Genomic DNA, 16,475 nt, shown 5'->3' with positions numbered 1-16,475 from the left:
CTTTTGATTGAACAACGTTTAAAGAATTGACATTTGTTTGATTTTTTGAGCCGCCAGGCATCACAGACCGTCCACCGGGACCACCTCGGCCGCTGTGCGGAAGGCCTCCACCGCCGTGGGAATGCCGCAGTAGACGGCGGCGTGCAGCAGGACCTCCTGGATCTCTGCCGGCGTGGCCCCGTTGTTCAGCGCGCCGCGCACATGGCCCTTGAGCTCGTGCTGCTTGCCCAGTGCGGTCAGCATGGCCACGGTGATCAGGCTGCGGGTCTTGCGGTCTAGGCCGGGCCGCTGCCAGACATCGCCCCAGGCGGCGCGCGAGATGTGGTCCTGGATCGGCTGGGTGAAGGGCGTGGCGCCCGCCAGCGCGCGGTCGACGAAGTCGTCGCCCATCACCTCGCGGCGGGTCTGGAGGCCTCGGTGGTACTGCTCGTCTTGCATGATTTGTTCCCCAGGTGTCAGAGTCGGTTCAAGGCGCGAGGATAAGCTGGCCTTTTGCCCAGAACCTGACCGGAGACAAACATGAGCGACCGCTACCCCCTGCCCGACCTGAACAGCCTGCCCGACGACCTCAAAGCCAAGATACTGGAGGTGCAGGAGAAAGCAGGCTTCGTGCCCAACGTGTTCCTGGCCCTGGCCCGCCGTCCGGCCGAGTGGCGCGCCTTCTTCGCCTACCACGACGCACTGATGGTGCCCGAGTCGGTGGGACGCAGCTCCGGGCTCACCAAGGGCGACCGGGAGATGATCGTCACTGCCACCAGCGCCGCCAACCATTGTCTGTACTGCGTGGTGGCGCACGGCGCCATCCTACGCATCTACGAGAAAAAGCCCCTGGTGGCCGACCAGGTGGCGGTGAACCATCGCAAGGCCGACATTCCGCCGCGCCAGCGCGCCATGCTCGACTTCGCGATGAAGGTCTGCCTGGCCTCGCACGAGATCGACGACGCTGATTTCAAGGCTCTGGCCGCCCACGGTTTCAGTGATGAGGACGCCTGGGACATCGCCGCCATCACCGCCTTCTTCGGCCTGTCCAACCGCATGGCCAGCTTCAGCGGCATGATGCCCAACCCCGAGTTCTATCTGATGGGGCGCACGCCAAAGCAGAAATAGTGCCCCCACGCTCCGCCGCTGCGCGGGTCGCTGCCCCCCACGGGGGCTGATCCGGCTTGGGGCGGCCCGGCGCCGGACCGCCGTCTTCAGCGCCCCAGCAGCGGCGGGTGGCCGGCGCCTTCGATCAGGGCGCGGGCTTGGTCGGACATGGGCACCGACTTCTGCCTGGGGAAGTCCACCCACACCACCGTCGCACCGCCATTGGCGCAGACCGTGGCCGGGTCGTCGGTGCGCAGCATCTCGTGGAAAGTGTCGAACGAGGTTCTGCCCATCGTGCCGACATAGGTGCGCACCAGCACGTCGCCCGGGAACTCGAACTGCCGGATGAAGTTGCAGAAGGCGTTGACGATCACCGGCCCCTCGCCCTGCGGGTCGGCCGGCAGGCCCAGGCCAAAGAACCAGTCCAGCCGCGCAATCTCCATGTAGCGGAAATAGATCGTGTTGTTGACGTGCCCCATGGCGTCCATGTCGCCCCAGCGGATAGGCACCACGATTTCATGCACCAGGCGTTTCTCGGCAGGCAGTTCGAGTTTCATGGGTTGTCCTTGTCATGTTCAGCGGTGGGCGCGGATGGAGGCCAGGATGCCGGCCACGAACAGCACGCAGGCCAGCAGCTGCGCGGTGGCCGGCCAGTCGCCGCTCCAGGCGAAGGCGTAGATCAGCGCAAACACGGTCTCGCTCACCACCAGCTGGCCGGCCAGGCTGGTGCTCAGCCGGCGGCTGGCGACGTTCCACATCACCGAAGCGATCCAGGCCGAACCGATGCCGGTGAAGGCGCACACGAACACGAACCGGCCGAAGCCAGGCCGGCCGGTCACTTCGGCCCAGCCGGTGCCCCAGCCCAGCCACAGCAACAGCCCGCCGAGCCCGGCGGCCAGACCCAGCCAGTTGGCCCAGGCGGTGGACTTCACCCCGGGGTGGCGGCGGATCCAGCGGGCATTGAGCATGCCGAAGGCCAGCCAGCTGAGCATGGCGCCTGCGGCCAGCAGCACGCCGCGCCAGAAGTTGCCAGCGCCGGAGGCGTTCACTTCTTCCGAGGTGGCGTCCATCATCAGCACCATGCCGGCCGCCGTGAGCAGCAGCCCTGGCAGCAGCGCCGCCCAGCGCAGGTGCGCGGGTTTGCCCAGCAGCATCATCCAGACCGGCAGCGTGCCGATGATCAGTGCCGGCAGCGCCGCGCCGGCGTCGGCAATGCCGTAGACCAGCAGCAGGTAGTAGCCGGTGTAGCCCAGCACGCTGAGCCACAGCGCTGCGCCGGCCTGGGCCGCATCGGGCCACTGCCCGGCGCGCTGTCCTGATGGCATGCGCAGCGTCTGCCACAACATCCAGGCCAGCGAGAACAGGCCGCAGGCGATGAAGCGTCCCGCCGTGTAGTCCACAGAAGAAAACCCGGGCGCCACCAGCGGCGCCACAAAGGTCGTGCCCCAGAACGCCCCTGCTCCCAGCCCGGCGGCGATGCCCGCCGCCATGCCGGGCGGCAGGCCCGCCGGCGCACGATCAGACACCGAAGCCGTCATCTGCCGCAATCACTGCACCGTTCACAAAGTGGCTCTCGTTAGACGCCAGCATGACCAGCACCGCATCCAGATCGGCCGGCTGACCCACGCGCTTGCGCGGCAGCATGCCGATCAGCTTCTGGCCCTGTTCGGTCTGCCAGTGGTGGTGGTTGATCTCGGTGTCGATGTAGCCCGGGCAGATGGCGTTCACGTTGATGCCGAACTTGCCCCACTCCACGGCCATGGCCTTGGTCATCTGCACCACGGCGGCCTTGCTCATGCAGTACACGCCGATCTGCGGCAGCACCTTGAGCCCCGCCATCGACGCGATGTTGATGATGCGGCCACCGACGAAGGTGCCGGGCGCCGCGCCCTTGGCGCGCGCCAGCATGCGTTTGGCCACTTCCTGGGCGACGAAGAAGGCGCCCTTGGTGTTGGTGTTGAAGACGTAGTCGTAGTCCTCTTCGGCCACATCCTGCAGGCGCTGCGTGGTGCTCACGCCCGAGTTGTTCACCAGGATGTCGATCGGGCCGACCTCGGTCTCGGCGTGGGCCACGGCCGCCCTGATCGAGGCGGTGTCGGTCACGTCCAGCGCCACCACATGCGCATCGCCTCCCTCGGCCTCGATGTGCGCGCGCAGGGCCATGAGGCGGTCGGTGCGGCGGCTGGCCAGCACGACGGCGGCACCGGCCTTGGCGAGGGTCTTGGCGAACTGTTCGCCCAGGCCGCCGGAAGCGCCGGTGATGAGGGCCACGCGGCCCGAAAGGTCGATCTGGTAGGTCACGGGATAATCTCCGGGCAGGTGCAAATTAGCACGATCGTTCGATTTTCTGGCGCCGCAGCAATAGAATGCTGTCCGCCCGACGACAGACGCCGCGCCAGGTGGCGGCAAAAGTACAAAACCATTATCCGCGAGACCCCCCATGACCTCTGAAGAAATCCTTGCCCAGTTCGGCCCGCGCGAAGCCATGGAATACGACGTGGTGATCGTCGGCGGAGGGCCCGCTGGCCTGGCCACCGCCATCCGCCTCAAGCAGCTGGCCACCGAAAAAGGCAGCGAGGTCAACGTCTGCGTGCTCGAGAAAGGCTCGGAGCCCGGCGCCCACATCCTCTCGGGCGCCGTGATGGACCCCAGGGCCATCACCGAACTGTTCCCGAACTGGAAGGAACTGGGCGCCCCGCTGAACCAGCCCGTCACCGGCGACGACCTGCTGGTGCTGTCCGAAACCGGCGCGCAGCGCACGCCCGACTGGCTGATGCCGCGCAACTTCCACAACGAGGGCTGCTACGTGATCAGCCTGGGCGCGGTCACCAAGTGGCTCGGCGAGCAGGCCGAAGCCCTGGGCGTGGAGATCTTCCCCGGCTTCGCCGCGGCCGAGGTGCTCTACAACGACGACGGTTCGGTCAAGGGCGTGGCCACCGGCAACCTCGGTGTGGGCAAGGACGGCGAGCCCATGGACAGCTTCCAGATCGGCATGGAGCTGCACGCGAAGTACACCGTGTTCGCCGAAGGCGCGCGCGGCCATCTGGGCAAGCAGCTGATCGCCAAATACAAGCTGGACGAAGGCAAGGACGCTCAAACGTTTGCCATCGGCATCAAGGAACTGTGGGAAGTGCCGGCCGACAAGGCCAAGCCCGGCCTGGTGGTGCACACCGCTGGCTGGCCGCTGAACGACGACGCCTTCGGCGGCGGTTTCCTCTATCACCTCGAAGGCAACAAGGTCACGCTCGGCTATGTGATCGGCCTGGACTACCAGAACCCCTGGCTCTCTCCGTTCGAGGAGATGCAGCGCTGGAAGACCCACCCCAGCATCAAGGCGCACATCGAAGGCGGCAAGCGCCTGGGCTACGGCGCGCGTGCGCTGAACAACGGCACGCCGCAGGCCCTGCCCAAGACCGTGTTCCCGGGCGGTGCGCTGGTCGGCTGCGACGCCGGCTTCCTGAATGCCGCCCGCATCAAGGGCAGCCACGCGGCCATCAAGAGCGGCATGCTGTGCGCCGAGGCCGCGTTCGAGGCCGTGGCCGCCGGCCGCCAGTCGGACGAGCTGACCGCGTTCGAGACCGGCTTCAAGGCCAGCTGGCTGCACGAAGAGCTCTGGACCTACCGCAACTTCAAGAACTGGTTCAAGAAGAGCCCGCTCATGGGCAAGCTCATGACCGGGGTCGAGCACTGGTTCCTGCCCAAGGTGGGTGTGAGCGTGCCGCCCTGGACGCTGCACAACACCGTCAAGGACCACACCAAGCTGCGCCCGGCGGCCGAGATGCCCAAGATCGCGTATCCGAAGCCCGATGGCGTGATCACCTTCGACCGCCTCTCCAGCGTGTTCGTCAGCAACACGAACCACGAGGAGCAGCAACCGGCGCACCTGACGCTCAAGGACGCCGGCGTGCCGGTGAAGATCAACCTGGCGAAGTACGCCGGCCCCGAGAGCCGCTACTGCCCGGCCGGCGTGTACGAGTTCGTCGAGAAGGACGGGCAGGACCAGCTGGTCATCAACGCGCAGAACTGCGTGCACTGCAAGACCTGCGACATCAAGGACCCGACGCAGAACATCGTCTGGGTCACGCCCGAAGGCGGGGGCGGTCCGAACTACGCCGGCATGTGAGCCCTGTGGCTTCCTGACACCAGCCGCCCTCCCGGGCGGCTTTTTTGTGCCCGCGCTTGGTTGCAAAAGGATACAGAACCCGTATCCTCGCCTTGGCTTTTGTCCACCATGACCTACGCCCACCTCTACCGCCACCGCTGGCTGCTGATCCGCCTGCCGATCGTGCTGGCCGTGGTGGTCATGGCTGCGGCGGCCTGGCGGTGGCTGTACCCGATGCCGCCCACCCAGCTGACGATCAGCAGCGGCCAGGCGGACGGTGCCTACCAGCGCCATGCCATGCGCTACGCCGAGGCCTTTTCCCGCCACGGCATTTCGCTGGAAATCCACTCGTCCGAGGGTTCTGCCACCAACCTGCAGCGCCTGCAGGCGCAGCCCCCCCAGACCGACCTGGCCCTGGTGCAAGGCGGATTTGGCTGGTCGTCGGCCGCTGGCGCGGCCCGCAGCGCGGCCGATGTCCAGACCCTGGGCAGTGTGGACATCGAGGTGCTGTGGCTGTTCAGTCGCGAACAGCCGATGACCTCCCTGCTTGACCTGGTGGGCAAACGGGTGGCCGCCGGCCCCGATGGCAGCGGACACCGGGCCATGCTTCAGCGCCTGCTGAAACAGATGCAAGTCGACCTGGGCCAGGTGGCGATGACCGCGCACAGCGGTGTGGCCGCGCGCGATGCCTTGCTGCGGCACGAGGTGGATGCGGTGTTCATGGTGGCTGCACCGAGTGCGCCCGGCATCGGCGCCCTGCTGTCCGCGCGGGGCGTTCACCTGGCGTCGCTTCGCCGCACAGCGGCCATCTCGGAGCGCAACAACTACCTGGAAAACCGGCTGCTGCCCGAAGACACGCTCGGCGCCGGACAACCACCGGGCGACACCCCGGTGCTGACCACACCGACGCACCTGCTGGTGCGCCAGGACCTCGATCCCGCCCTCAAGCGTCTCGCGGCCGCAGTGGCGATGGAGGTGCACGGCGGCGCGGATGCGTTCCATCGCGCAGGTGAGTTCCCGGCCCTGCGCTTCAGCGACTTCCCCTCGGCACCCGAAGCGCGCCGGGTGCTGTCCCAGGGCCTGGGCGGCCTGGAGGCACTGCTGCCCTTCTGGTGGGCGCAGGTGCTGCAGCGCCTGCTGGTGATCGGCGTGCCCATGCTGCTGCTGGCGCTGGTGCTCGCGCGGCTGGTGCCGGCCTGGGTGCGCTGGCGGCTGGAGAACCGGGTCACCCGCTGGTACGGCGAGCTGCGGTTCATCGAGAACGATCTCGCGAACAACGCCGTCAACCTGGGTGGCATGGACCTCAGCCGCATCCACGGCCGGCTCAACGGCATGGAGATGGCCATCGTCGGCGAGGGGCTGCCACCGGAACTGGCGCAGCGCTGCTACACCCTGCGCCAGCACGTGAACTTCGTGCGGCACCGGATCCGGGAGTACCGCGGGCGATGAAGATCCTGCTGCTCTACCAGCGCCGCTGGTTTCTCATCTACCTGCCGCTGCTGCTCCTGCTGTGCGCGGCGGTCGTGACCATCCTGTGGGTCTGGAAGCCACTGCCGCCCCAGCGCGTGGTCATCGGCACCGGCCCCGGGCAGAGCAGCTACCTGGAGCTGGCCCGCAACTACGCGACCCGGCTGGAGAACCTCGGCATCCAGGCCGACATCGTCGCCCACGACCGGCCCCAGGAGGCGCTGGACCGCATGGCCGCGGGCGGGCGCCGCATCGATGTCACCTTCGCCCAGGGCCTGTACGCGCCCAAGGGCCCCGCGGTGCAGGCTCTGGCCGTGGTGGGTCACGAAATCGTGTGGGTGTTTGCGCGCGAGGGCATCGACCACCTGGACCAGCTGCGGGGCGGGCGCGTGGCGGCCTCGGTCGAAGGCTCGTCCAACCGCATCGCGGCCGACCTGCTGCTGCGCCACGCCGGGCTGGCCAAGGACGAGGTGGCGTTCACGGACGACGTCGGCGACAGCGCGATCGACGCCATCACCACCGGTCGGGTGGACGCCGTGGTGCACGTGGCGACCGGCGACTCGCAGACCGCGGCCACCCTGGCGCGGCTGGACGGCGTGCGCCTGCTGGGCGTGGAACGTGCCGGGCAGCTGGCCTCGCGCGAGCCCCGGCTGCGCGCCCTGGTCATGCCCCAGGGCTCGATCGAACTGCGCGCCAACCTGCCGGCGGCCGACCTGCCCACCATGGTCACGCAGACCCATCTGATGGTGCGCGAGGACCTGCACCCCGCGCTGCAGCGCGCGCTGGTGGACGTGGCCGGCGAGCTGCACGTGATGTCCGGTTTCCTGGAAGGCCAGGGAATCTACCCCACCGCCATCGGCAGCAACTACCCGGTGTCCCCGGTGGCCCGAAAGGCGCTGCGCGGTGGGCGCCCCTGGATGGAAACCATCCTGCCCTACGGCATCGCACAATGGGCCGAACTGGTGCTCTACGCGCTGCTGCCCGTGGGCCTGGCGGGCACCATGCTGCTGCTGCGGGCACCCCGCTACATCGACTGGCGCGTCGATGCCGCCATCCTGCATTTCTACGGCGAACTCAAGTTCCTGGAGGAAGACCTCTCCAGGCGCCCCGACCCGGCCCGGCTGCGCGCCGCGGCGCGCCGCCTCGTGGTGCTGGAGCAGCAGGTCGACAAGATGGAACTGCCCGACCGCTACGCCGACCGCTGGTACACGCTGCGCGAACACCTGCATCAGGCGCGGACCCGGGTGCTGACCTCTCCGCAGACCGCCCCTCAGACCGTCCCGCAGACCTGAGCCGGCTGCGCTACATTGGCGCGCCATGACCGCTCCCCGACTGCACCCCGACCTGATCGAGCAACTTCATGCCCTGGCCGCTGGCCCCCGCCGGCTGCTGGGCGTGGTCGGCCCGCCTGGCGCGGGCAAGTCCACCCTGGCGGCGCTGATGGCGCAGGCGCTGGGCGAGCGCGCCCAGGCCGTGCCCATGGACGGCTACCACCTGGCGCAGATCGAACTGGAACGGCTGGGCCGCGCGCAGCGCAAGGGCGCGCCGGACACCTTCGACGCCGCCGGCTACGCCGCCCTGCTGCGTCGCTTGCGCCAGCAGGTCGCCGACGAGACGGTGTACGCGCCCGATTTCCGGCGCGAGATCGAAGAACCTGTGGCCGGCGCCCTGCCCGTCTTTGCGGCCACACCACTGGTCATCACCGAAGGCAACTACCTGCTGCTGGACGACGACCCGGCCTGGGCACCCGTCGCCGACCTGCTCGACGAGGTCTGGTACCTCGACGTACCTGCGGATTTGCGGCTGGAGCGGCTGGCCGCGCGCCACGTGCAGTTCGGCCGCACGCGCGAGCAGGCGCTGGCCTGGATCGCGCAGACCGACGAACCCAACGCGCGGCGCATCGAGGCCTCGGCCCACCGCGCCCGGCGCCGGGTGACCTGGGACGAGCCCAGCAGCCAGTTTGTGTGACCGCCGGGCGCGTGCACTGCGCCCGGCGCATCGCCTGTTTCTGCAGCGCAACATCTCCCCCTTCCGGGGTGCCCAGGCCCCAGGGTTCGTAAACGTCGCTTAAGTGACCCAACTTATCATCCTTAAGTTTTGTATCTCCTCGGCAGACCCCACGCTCCGAAGGGCGCCAGAGCAGATCCCGGACCGGGCCGGCAGGCACCGCCAGGGGACACAACAAACAAAACGGGTGGTCTTGCATGCATCAGGCGCTCACCAGCGAGCCAACAGGTCAATCCCCGCGCAAAGTGGCCCTCCGGTCGCTGGCCGTCGCCTTTCTTGCCATCCTCCTGGTCTTCCTGCAGGCCCGGCTCAGCCGCGATCTCCAGATCGTCTTTGACCTGCGGGTCGAGCGCCCCGGCCCCTACCAGCTCTACCTGGCCGACGACCTCGGCAACTTCAGCGAGCGGTTGAACTACACCCGCTCGACGCGGGCGGGCGAATGGCAGCGGCACACGATCAATGTCAACACGCTGCGCAAGGTGACCCAGGTCCGCATGGACCCGACCACCATGCCCGGCCGGGTGGACTTCGGCGCGCTGGAACTCAGAAGCCGATGGGGCCTGCTCACCCTGCAGGGCCCCACCCTGCGCGAGGCCATCCAGACAATGCACGGCCTGGAGGTGGTGGCGGTGGAGCCCGAGATGGTCCGCTTCCAGGCCACCGGCGCCGACCCCCACTTCGTGTACCGGCTGCCCAAGCAGGTCATCAGCCCGCCTACGCGCCAGATCTGGCCCGTGGCGCTGGGTTCAGCCTTGGTCGCCGGCCTGGTGTGGCTGGCCGCGGAACTGGCCCTGGGCTGGATGCGCCGCGAGCGCCCGCGGTGGCACCAGGCCCTGTGGCAGACAGTGGCCCGCGGCTGGCTGCTCCCGCTGGTGGTCTGCCTGGGTCTGACCTGGAAGGCCTCGGACCGCATTTCCAGCGACCCGATCGTCGGCGACGGCATCCAGAACATGCTGATGGCCGTGAACCTGTTCAAGCACGGCACCTTTTCGCTGGACAACAACAGCAGCCCCAACCCCCGGCCCACCAACTTCCGCGAGCCTCTGGACCCGCTGGTGGTGGCGCTGCACCTGAAGCTGGCCGTGCCGGACGCTGTGGACCGGCCCATGGCCGACTTCCGCTCCGGCGACCTCACGCGCACCATCAAGCTGAGCAACCTGCTGTGGGTGTTCCTTGGCCTCGCGGGCATCTGGGCGCTGGCGCGGCGGCTGGGCGGCAGCAACCTGGCGGGTGCCGTGGCCACCGGCCTGAGCTTCCAGATCTTCTTCCACGGCGGCACCTACATCGACACCCTCTACACCGAGCTGTCCACCGCCACGCTCATGATCTGGGGCACCTACGGACTGCTGCGGGCGGTGCAGCAGCAGTCGCTGGGCTGGTTCTTCGGGTCGGGCATGCTGATGGGTCTGCTGGCCCTGGGCAAGGCCGCGTTCGCCTACATCGGGGTCGTTGCCGTGCCGCTGCTGATGGCGGCCCTGCTGATCGCCCGGCGTCCCGACCGGTTTGCCTTCTCGCAGGTGATCGTGTGGGGGCTGGTGATGGGGTTCGCGTTTCTGCTCACCCTCTCGCCCTGGCTGGCGCGCAACTACGTGCACTTCGACAACTTCCGCATCAACGAGCGCGGCGGCCTGATCCTCTGGGGCCGTGCCCACATGAACAACATGAGCAACGAAGAGGTGCTCGGCCTGGTCTACGACCACAGCCCCACGCTGTACCGGCGCGCCGTGGCCGGCACCCACCTGGGTGAGAGGCCGGGCGACTTCGAGCGCGGCGGCCGCTGGCAGCGCATCAACCGCCACCTCTCCACCTTCTGGGAGTCCGACCGCCGCGCCGCCTATGCAGGCACTCCAGAACAAGCCATCAGCTTCCACTACAACCTGGCGGCGCAATACAACCAGCGGGTGTTCCGCAAGCGCGACCAGGGCCACCCCTTCCCCGACCAGGCCGTCGGCGACGAGATGAAGCGCGAGGCCATGGCCATGCTCAAGGAGCGCCCCTGGCGCCATGTGGCCATGACGGCCGCCTTCTTCTGGCACGGTTTCTGGAGCTTCAAGAAGGTCGAGGTGCCGCTGGTGTCCATCGCGACGCAGGACGCCATCGGCGAGCTGCTCAACCTGTTCGCTGGCGTGGCCCTGTTCGGCGTGTTCTGCTACGGCCTGTTCCGGCGGCACGCGCAGTGGGTCGCGGTGACCGTGCTGCCCGTGGGCCTGCTGGTGTTCTACGCCTTCCTCAGCCACAACATCCCGCGCTACTCGTCACCGGCCCATCCGATGATGCTGCTGGCGCTGGTGCTGGTGGTGCGCACGCTGTGGCTGCGCTGGCGGCGCCGGCAGCATCCCCCCGGCCCCGAGCGGATGGTCGGCTGACCCCCCTCATCCTGCAGGCGTTTCACGACAACGACATGAAACAGCGGCACAGTGCCCGCTTGTCGTTGGAGTGAACCATGCTGATCAAGACCGAAAAAGGTCGCCTTGAACTGCGCCCGGGCCACCGCAGCCTGGGACAGCGGGAGCGCGCCCTGCTGCTGGTGGCCGATGGCCAGCAGAGCGAATCGAAAATGGCCGGGCTGTTCCAGGGCGATGGCCGCCGCCTGATCGACCTGCTGCTGGCCCAGGGCTATCTGGTGCGGCAGGCGTCCGGCGCCGGCCTGTCGCCCGCGCCGGAGTCGCCACCGCAGCCCCAGACACCCGCGTCGCACGGCGAGCAGTTCGCCGGCACCCGCTCGCTGGCCTCCGCGCGCATGTTCCTGTTCGACCTGAGCGAGCGACTGTTCGCGCCACGCGACAAGGCACTGGCCAACCGCTACCGGGACGCCCTGCGCGAGGCGCGCGACCCCGAGGCCATGCTGGCCGTGGGCCGTGACCTGATCGCCGACGTGGAGGCCCTGGCGGGCAGCGAACGCGCGGACGGCATCAGCGAGCGCCTGGCCAAACTGCTGCCGGCCGGCCTGCTGGAAAACAGCATCTGAGCCCGGACAATGACCGCCCGGGCGGTCGATTCCGTTAAACTCGCGCGATCAGGAGAGCGCTCCCCCGTGGAGCCGCCGAAGGCGCAGGCGGTCGTTGCAACGGCCCTGAACGCTCAGGCAAAAGGACTGATGACCACCAGCCGCAAGGCCGGTGTCCCCCACTGGAGAGAGGTGGCCCTGGCGGCCATCCACCGAAGGAGCAAGTGCGGCATCGCCCGCGCGAATCTCTCAGGTAAAGCGGACAGAGGGGGCAGCACACGGATGCACCGTGTCGTCGCCGTGGCCCCGTGCCATGGCATCTGCCCCCACCACCGAGGTCCGCCCGTGTCCGCTCCTGCCGAATCCTCCGCCCTGCTCCAGACCCCGCTGAACGCCCTGCACATCGAACTCGGTGCGCGCATGGTGCCCTTCGCCGGCTATTCAATGCCGGTGCAGTACCCCGAAGGCCTGATGGCCGAACACCACCACACGCGCCGCTCGGCCGGCCTGTTCGATGTGTCCCACATGGGCCAGTTGCTGCTGTCCGGCCCGGACGCCGCAGCCGCTTTTGAATCGCTGATGCCGGTGGACGTGATCGGCCTGGGTGTGAACAAGCAGCGCTACGGCCTGCTGCTCAACGACGCGGGCGGCATCATCGACGACCTGATGTTCGTCAACCGCGGCGACCACCTCTACGTGATCGTCAACGGCGCCTGCAAGCACGGCGACCTGGCCCACATCCAGGCCCGCATCGGCGGCCGCTGCACCGTCACCCCGCAGTTCGACCGCGCCCTGCTCGCGCTGCAGGGACCGCTGGCGGTCAGCGCGCTGCAGCGTCTGCTGCCCGGCGTCGAGAACCTGGTGTTCATGACCGGCCATGCGTTCACCTGGAACGGCGCCGACCTCTATGTGACCCGCAGCGGCTACACCGGCGAAGACGGCTTCGAGATCTCGATGCCCGCCGCCAGCGCCGACGCCTTCGCCCGCGCCCTGCTCGCGCAGCCCGAAGTCAAACCCATCGGCCTGGGCGCGCGCAATTCGCTGCGCCTGGAAGCCGGCCTGTGCCTCTACGGCAACGACATCGACACCACCACCACGCCGGTCGAGGCCGCGCTGAACTGGGCCATGCAGAAGGTGCGCCGCACCGGTGGCGAACGCGCCGGTGGCTTCCCCGGCGCCGATGTGGTGCTGGCCCAGCTGGACGGCACCCGGCCCCTGACGCGCAAGCGCGTGGGCCTGGTCGCGCTGGAGCGCGTGCCGGTGCGCGAGCACGTCGAGCTGCAGAGCCTGGACGGCGCCAGGATCGGCGAAGTCACCAGCGGCCTGCTCGGCCCCAGCGCCGACAAGCCGGTCGCCATGGGCTACGTCACCCCAGAGTTCGCCACCGCCGGCACACGCGTGAACGCCCTGGTGCGCGGCAAGGCCGTGCCGATGGAGGTCGCGCCCATGCCCTTCGTTCCCAACCGATACTTCCGCGGCTGATTCAGCCCTTTTCAACCTTTTCACCGGAGCCACCATGACCACCAAGTACACCGAAGACCACGAATGGATCACCGTTGACGGCGGCGTCGCCACCGTCGGCATCACCCACCACGCGCAGGACGCGCTGGGCGACGTGGTGTTCGTCGACCTGCCCGAAGTGGGCAAGACCTTCGCCCAGAAGGACGTGGCCGGCGTGGTCGAGTCCGTGAAAGCCGCGGCCGACGTGTACATGCCCGTCAGCGGCGAAGTCACCGAGGTGAACGAGGCCCTGCGCGCCGACCCGTCCCTGGCCAACAGCGACCCGCTGGGTGCCGGCTGGTTCTTCAAGGTCAAGCTCAGCGACGCCTCGCAAGTCGACGCCCTGCTGGACGCCACCGCCTACGAATCGTTCACCAAGAACGCCTGATTGTCACGACCCGACCTGCCGAGAGCCGCGCCATGCTGATGCCGTCCGTCAAACCCCTGGGTGAACTCGAAAACGCCAGCGAGTTCATCGCCCGCCACATCGGCATCAGCGAAGCCGATGAAGCCCACATGCTGTCGGTCATCGGCGAGGCCTCGCGCCGCGCGCTGATCGACTCCATCGTGCCGCGCAGCATTGCGCGCAGCACCGGCATGGACCTGCCGCCCGCCGCCACCGAGGCCGCAGCGCTGGCCGAACTCAAGGCCATCGCTGCCAAGAACAAGGTCTTCAAGAGCTTCATCGGACAGGGCTACTACGGCACCCACACGCCGGGCGTCATCCTGCGCAACATCCTCGAAAACCCCGCCTGGTACACCGCCTACACGCCTTACCAGGCCGAGATCTCGCAGGGCCGCATGGAGGCGCTGGTCAACTTCCAGACCATGGTCACCGACCTGACCGGCATGGCGATCGCCAACGCGTCCATGCTGGACGAGGCCACCGCCGCCGCCGAAGCCATGACCCTGGCCAAGCGCTCGGTCAAGGCCAAGGGCCACACCATCGTGGTGGCCGGTGACGCGCACCCGCAGACCATCGAGGTGATCCAGACCCGCGCCAGGCCGCTGGGCCTGACCGTGAAGCTGGCGAACTCCGCCACCGAGTGGACAGAGGCGCTGAAGGGCGACGACTACTTCGCCGTGCTGGCGCAGTACCCGTCCACCAGCGGCCGCATCGACGACCTGCGCGCCGACGTGCAGACGGTGCACGGCAAGCAGGCCGCCTTCATCGTGGCGGCCGACCTGCTGGCGCTGACCCTGCTGGTGCCGCCGGGCGAGTTCGACGCCGACATCGTGGTCGGCACCACCCAGCGCTTCGGTATGCCCATGGGTGCGGGCGGCCCGCACGCCGCCTACATGGCCTGCCGCGACGAGTACAAGCGCTCGCTGCCCGGCCGCCTGGTGGGCGTGAGCGTGGACGCGCACGGCAACCCGGCCTACCGGCTGGCGCTACAGACGCGCGAGCAGCACATCCGCCGTGAGAAGGCCACCTCCAACATCTGCACGGCGCAGGTGCTGCCGGCCGTCGTCGCCAGCATGTACGCGGTCTACCACGGTCCGCAGGGCCTCAAGCGCATCGCCCAGCGCGTGGCCGCCTACACCGCCGTGCTGGCCGCCGGCCTGCAGCAGCTGGGCCACACGCTGACCAGCGAATCGGCCTTCGACACGCTGACCGTCAAGGCCGCCGACGCTGCCCAGGCGAAAGCCATCGTCGCCAAGGCCCTGTCCAAAGGCGCCAACCTGCGCCTGTCCTGGGGCCAGTACGTCAGCATGTCGCTGGACGAAACCACCACGCGCGAGGACATCGCCCTGCTGTGGTCGGCCTTCGCCGCCGACGGCCAAGCCTTGCCCTCGTTCGACGCCTTCGAGAAGGGCGTGGAGCCGCTGATCCCGGCCGAACTGCGCCGCACCAGCGCCTACCTCACGCACCCGGTGTTCGACAGCCACCACAGCGAAACCGGCATGCTGCGCTACATCCGCGCGCTGTCCGACAAGGACCTGGCGCTGGACCGCAGCATGATCCCGCTGGGCTCCTGCACCATGAAGCTCAACGCCACCAGCGAGATGATCCCCATCACCTGGCCGGAGTTTGCGGGCGTGCACCCCTTCGCCCCAGTCGATCAGCTGCAGGGTTACCAGGAGCTGGACGAGCAGCTGCGCGCCTGGCTCTGCCAGGCCACGGGCTATGCCGGCATCAGCCTGCAGCCCAACGCCGGTTCGCAGGGCGAATACGCCGGCCTGCTGGCCATCCAGGGCTGGCACGCCTCGCGCGGCGAGAGCCACCGCAACATCTGCCTGATCCCCTCGTCGGCCCACGGCACCAACCCGGCCAGCGCCCAGATGGTGGGCCTGCAGGTGGTGGTGACCAAGTGCGACGAGAACGGCAACGTGGACATGGCCGACCTGAAGGCCAAGTGCGAGCAGCACAGCGTGAATCTGGCGGCGGTGATGATCACCTACCCCTCGACCCACGGCGTGTTCGAGACCACGGTCAAGGAACTCTGCGCCCTGGTGCACCAGCACGGTGGCCGCGTGTACGTGGACGGCGCCAACATGAACGCGCTGGTCGGCGTGGCGGCGCCGGGCGAGTTCGGCGGCGACGTGAGCCACCTGAACCTGCACAAGACCTTCTGCATCCCGCACGGCGGTGGCGGCCCGGGCGTCGGTCCGGTCTGTGTGGTCGAAGACCTCGTGCCCTTCCTGCCGGGTCACGGCCGCGGCGCCGAGCCGGGCGGCGTCTGCGGTGCGCCCGCATCGACCAGCGCCGTGGGCGCGGTCAGCGCGGCCCCGTTGGGCAACGCGGCCGTGCTGCCCATTAGCTGGATGTACATCCGCATGATGGGCGCCGACGGCCTGAAGCACGCCACCGAAGCGGCCATCCTGTCGGCCAACTACATCAGCAAGCGCCTGGCCGACCACTACCCCACGCTCTACGCGTCGGCCAACGGCCATGTGGCGCACGAGTGCATCCTGGACCTGCGCGGCTTCAAGGAGACCTGCGGCGTGATGGCAGAGGACGTGGCCAAGCGGCTGATGGACTATGGCTTCCACGCGCCCACGCTGAGCTTCCCGGTGGCCAACACGCTGATGGTCGAACCCACCGAGAGCGAGACGCGCGAGGAACTGGACCGCTTCATCGACGCGATGATCGCGATCCGCGAGGAAATCCGCCGCGTGGAAAAGGGCGAGTGGCCGCAGGACGACAACCCGCTGAAGAACGCGCCGCACACCGCGGCCAGCGTGCTCAAGGGCGAGTGGCCACACCCCTACTCCCGCGAAGTGGCGGTGGCCGCCCAGGGCGCCGCACTCAACACCAAGTACTGGCCGTCGGTGGGCCGGGTGGACAACGTCTACGGCGACCGCAACCTGTTCTGCAGCTGCGTGCCCGTCAGCGAACTGGCCTGAACGTCGGGCTCCATCAAT

The 16,475-nt window shown here is 68.5% G+C and carries 14 protein-coding genes and 2 riboswitches; of the genes, 10 read left to right on the top strand and 4 right to left on the bottom strand.

The genetic code is table 11. The features are described 5' to 3' along the window. Positions 1 to 60: 60 nt before the first annotated feature. Complete coding sequence (gene pcaC / locus BC358_RS19855) at positions 61 to 438, bottom strand: 4-carboxymuconolactone decarboxylase (protein ID WP_066158287.1); 378 nt, start codon at positions 436 to 438, stop codon at positions 61 to 63. An 81-nt stretch (positions 439 to 519) separates the two neighbouring features. On the opposite strand from pcaC, the gene BC358_RS19850 reads away from it, so the two are divergent. Then, entirely contained in the window at positions 520 to 1,107 is a 588-nt protein-coding gene (locus BC358_RS19850; protein WP_079367176.1) for a peroxidase-related enzyme, read from the top strand. Between the two features lie 86 nt (positions 1,108 to 1,193). On the opposite strand, the gene BC358_RS19845 is transcribed toward BC358_RS19850, so the two are convergent. From BC358_RS19845 to BC358_RS19835, 3 genes are read right to left on the bottom strand one after another with little or no spacing between them, the layout of a single operon-like run. After that, the gene (locus tag BC358_RS19845) at positions 1,194 to 1,643 is read right to left on the bottom strand and encodes a thioesterase family protein (RefSeq protein WP_066158284.1); all 450 of its coding nucleotides are present in this window, start codon (positions 1,641 to 1,643) and stop codon (positions 1,194 to 1,196) included. Between the two features lie 18 nt (positions 1,644 to 1,661). Beyond that, the gene (locus BC358_RS19840) at positions 1,662 to 2,624 is read right to left on the bottom strand and encodes a DMT family transporter (RefSeq protein ID WP_255284228.1); all 963 of its coding nucleotides are present in this window, start codon (positions 2,622 to 2,624) and stop codon (positions 1,662 to 1,664) included. After that, positions 2,605 to 3,387, bottom strand: a complete 783-nt coding sequence (locus tag BC358_RS19835; RefSeq protein ID WP_066158281.1) for an SDR family oxidoreductase — start codon at positions 3,385 to 3,387, stop codon at positions 2,605 to 2,607. The genes BC358_RS19840 and BC358_RS19835 overlap by 20 nt, the downstream gene beginning before the upstream one ends. A gap of 139 nt (positions 3,388 to 3,526) precedes the next feature. Between BC358_RS19835 and BC358_RS19830 the strand changes: the two genes are divergently transcribed. From BC358_RS19830 to gcvP, 9 genes are all read left to right on the top strand, one after another. Beyond that, complete coding sequence (locus BC358_RS19830; protein ID WP_079367175.1) at positions 3,527 to 5,209, top strand: electron transfer flavoprotein-ubiquinone oxidoreductase; 1,683 nt, start codon at positions 3,527 to 3,529, stop codon at positions 5,207 to 5,209. A 108-nt stretch (positions 5,210 to 5,317) separates the two neighbouring features. Beyond that, positions 5,318 to 6,637: a TAXI family TRAP transporter solute-binding subunit gene (locus BC358_RS19825; RefSeq protein WP_127805178.1), complete on the top strand. Its 1,320-nt coding sequence runs from the start codon at positions 5,318 to 5,320 to the stop codon at positions 6,635 to 6,637. Next, complete coding sequence (locus BC358_RS19820; protein ID WP_079367173.1) at positions 6,634 to 7,947, top strand: ABC transporter substrate-binding protein; 1,314 nt, start codon at positions 6,634 to 6,636, stop codon at positions 7,945 to 7,947. The genes BC358_RS19825 and BC358_RS19820 overlap by 4 nt, the downstream gene beginning before the upstream one ends. A 25-nt stretch (positions 7,948 to 7,972) precedes the next feature. Next, positions 7,973 to 8,623, top strand: a complete 651-nt coding sequence (locus tag BC358_RS19815; protein ID WP_079367172.1) for a nucleoside/nucleotide kinase family protein — start codon at positions 7,973 to 7,975, stop codon at positions 8,621 to 8,623. Positions 8,624 to 8,859: 236 nt separating this feature from the next. Continuing rightward, positions 8,860 to 11,028, top strand: a complete 2,169-nt coding sequence (locus tag BC358_RS19810; protein ID WP_143434377.1) for a glycosyltransferase family 39 protein — start codon at positions 8,860 to 8,862, stop codon at positions 11,026 to 11,028. A 77-nt stretch (positions 11,029 to 11,105) separates the two neighbouring features. Next, on the top strand, positions 11,106 to 11,630 hold the full coding sequence (locus BC358_RS19805) for a hypothetical protein (RefSeq protein WP_079367170.1): 525 nt from the start codon (positions 11,106 to 11,108) through the stop codon (positions 11,628 to 11,630). A 39-nt stretch (positions 11,631 to 11,669) separates the two neighbouring features. Beyond that, a riboswitch (glycine riboswitch) is annotated at positions 11,670 to 11,769 on the top strand. A gap of 12 nt (positions 11,770 to 11,781) precedes the next feature. Continuing rightward, positions 11,782 to 11,885: riboswitch (glycine riboswitch) on the top strand. A gap of 69 nt (positions 11,886 to 11,954) precedes the next feature. Next, entirely contained in the window at positions 11,955 to 13,091 is a 1,137-nt protein-coding gene (gcvT, locus tag BC358_RS19800; protein ID WP_256861593.1) for a glycine cleavage system aminomethyltransferase GcvT, read from the top strand. A gap of 34 nt (positions 13,092 to 13,125) precedes the next feature. Next, complete coding sequence (gene gcvH / locus BC358_RS19795) at positions 13,126 to 13,497, top strand: glycine cleavage system protein GcvH (RefSeq protein WP_079367168.1); 372 nt, start codon at positions 13,126 to 13,128, stop codon at positions 13,495 to 13,497. Between the two features lie 32 nt (positions 13,498 to 13,529). Beyond that, entirely contained in the window at positions 13,530 to 16,457 is a 2,928-nt protein-coding gene (gcvP, locus tag BC358_RS19790) for an aminomethyl-transferring glycine dehydrogenase (protein ID WP_079367167.1), read from the top strand. Positions 16,458 to 16,475 lie beyond the last annotated feature (18 nt).

The organism is Hydrogenophaga sp. H7, assembly GCF_002025745.1.
Classification (GTDB): Bacteria; Pseudomonadota; Gammaproteobacteria; order Burkholderiales; family Burkholderiaceae_C; genus Hydrogenophaga; species Hydrogenophaga pseudoflava.
Note: the sequence above shows the minus strand (reverse complement) of the source record. Positions and strands in the feature narration are given on the sequence as shown.

Coding starts and splice junctions, on each gene's coding strand:
- pcaC (WP_066158287.1), bottom strand. CDS start 438: ATGCAAGACGAGCAGTACCACCGAGGCCTCCAGACCCGCCGCGAGGTG.
- BC358_RS19850 (WP_079367176.1), top strand. CDS start 520: ATGAGCGACCGCTACCCCCTGCCCGACCTGAACAGCCTGCCCGACGAC.
- BC358_RS19845 (WP_066158284.1), bottom strand. CDS start 1,643: ATGAAACTCGAACTGCCTGCCGAGAAACGCCTGGTGCATGAAATCGTG.
- BC358_RS19840 (WP_255284228.1), bottom strand. CDS start 2,624: ATGACGGCTTCGGTGTCTGATCGTGCGCCGGCGGGCCTGCCGCCCGGC.
- BC358_RS19830 (WP_079367175.1), top strand. CDS start 3,527: ATGACCTCTGAAGAAATCCTTGCCCAGTTCGGCCCGCGCGAAGCCATG.
- BC358_RS19825 (WP_127805178.1), top strand. CDS start 5,318: ATGACCTACGCCCACCTCTACCGCCACCGCTGGCTGCTGATCCGCCTG.
- BC358_RS19820 (WP_079367173.1), top strand. CDS start 6,634: ATGAAGATCCTGCTGCTCTACCAGCGCCGCTGGTTTCTCATCTACCTG.
- BC358_RS19815 (WP_079367172.1), top strand. CDS start 7,973: ATGACCGCTCCCCGACTGCACCCCGACCTGATCGAGCAACTTCATGCC.
- BC358_RS19810 (WP_143434377.1), top strand. CDS start 8,860: ATGCATCAGGCGCTCACCAGCGAGCCAACAGGTCAATCCCCGCGCAAA.
- BC358_RS19805 (WP_079367170.1), top strand. CDS start 11,106: ATGCTGATCAAGACCGAAAAAGGTCGCCTTGAACTGCGCCCGGGCCAC.
- gcvH (WP_079367168.1), top strand. CDS start 13,126: ATGACCACCAAGTACACCGAAGACCACGAATGGATCACCGTTGACGGC.
- gcvP (WP_079367167.1), top strand. CDS start 13,530: ATGCTGATGCCGTCCGTCAAACCCCTGGGTGAACTCGAAAACGCCAGC.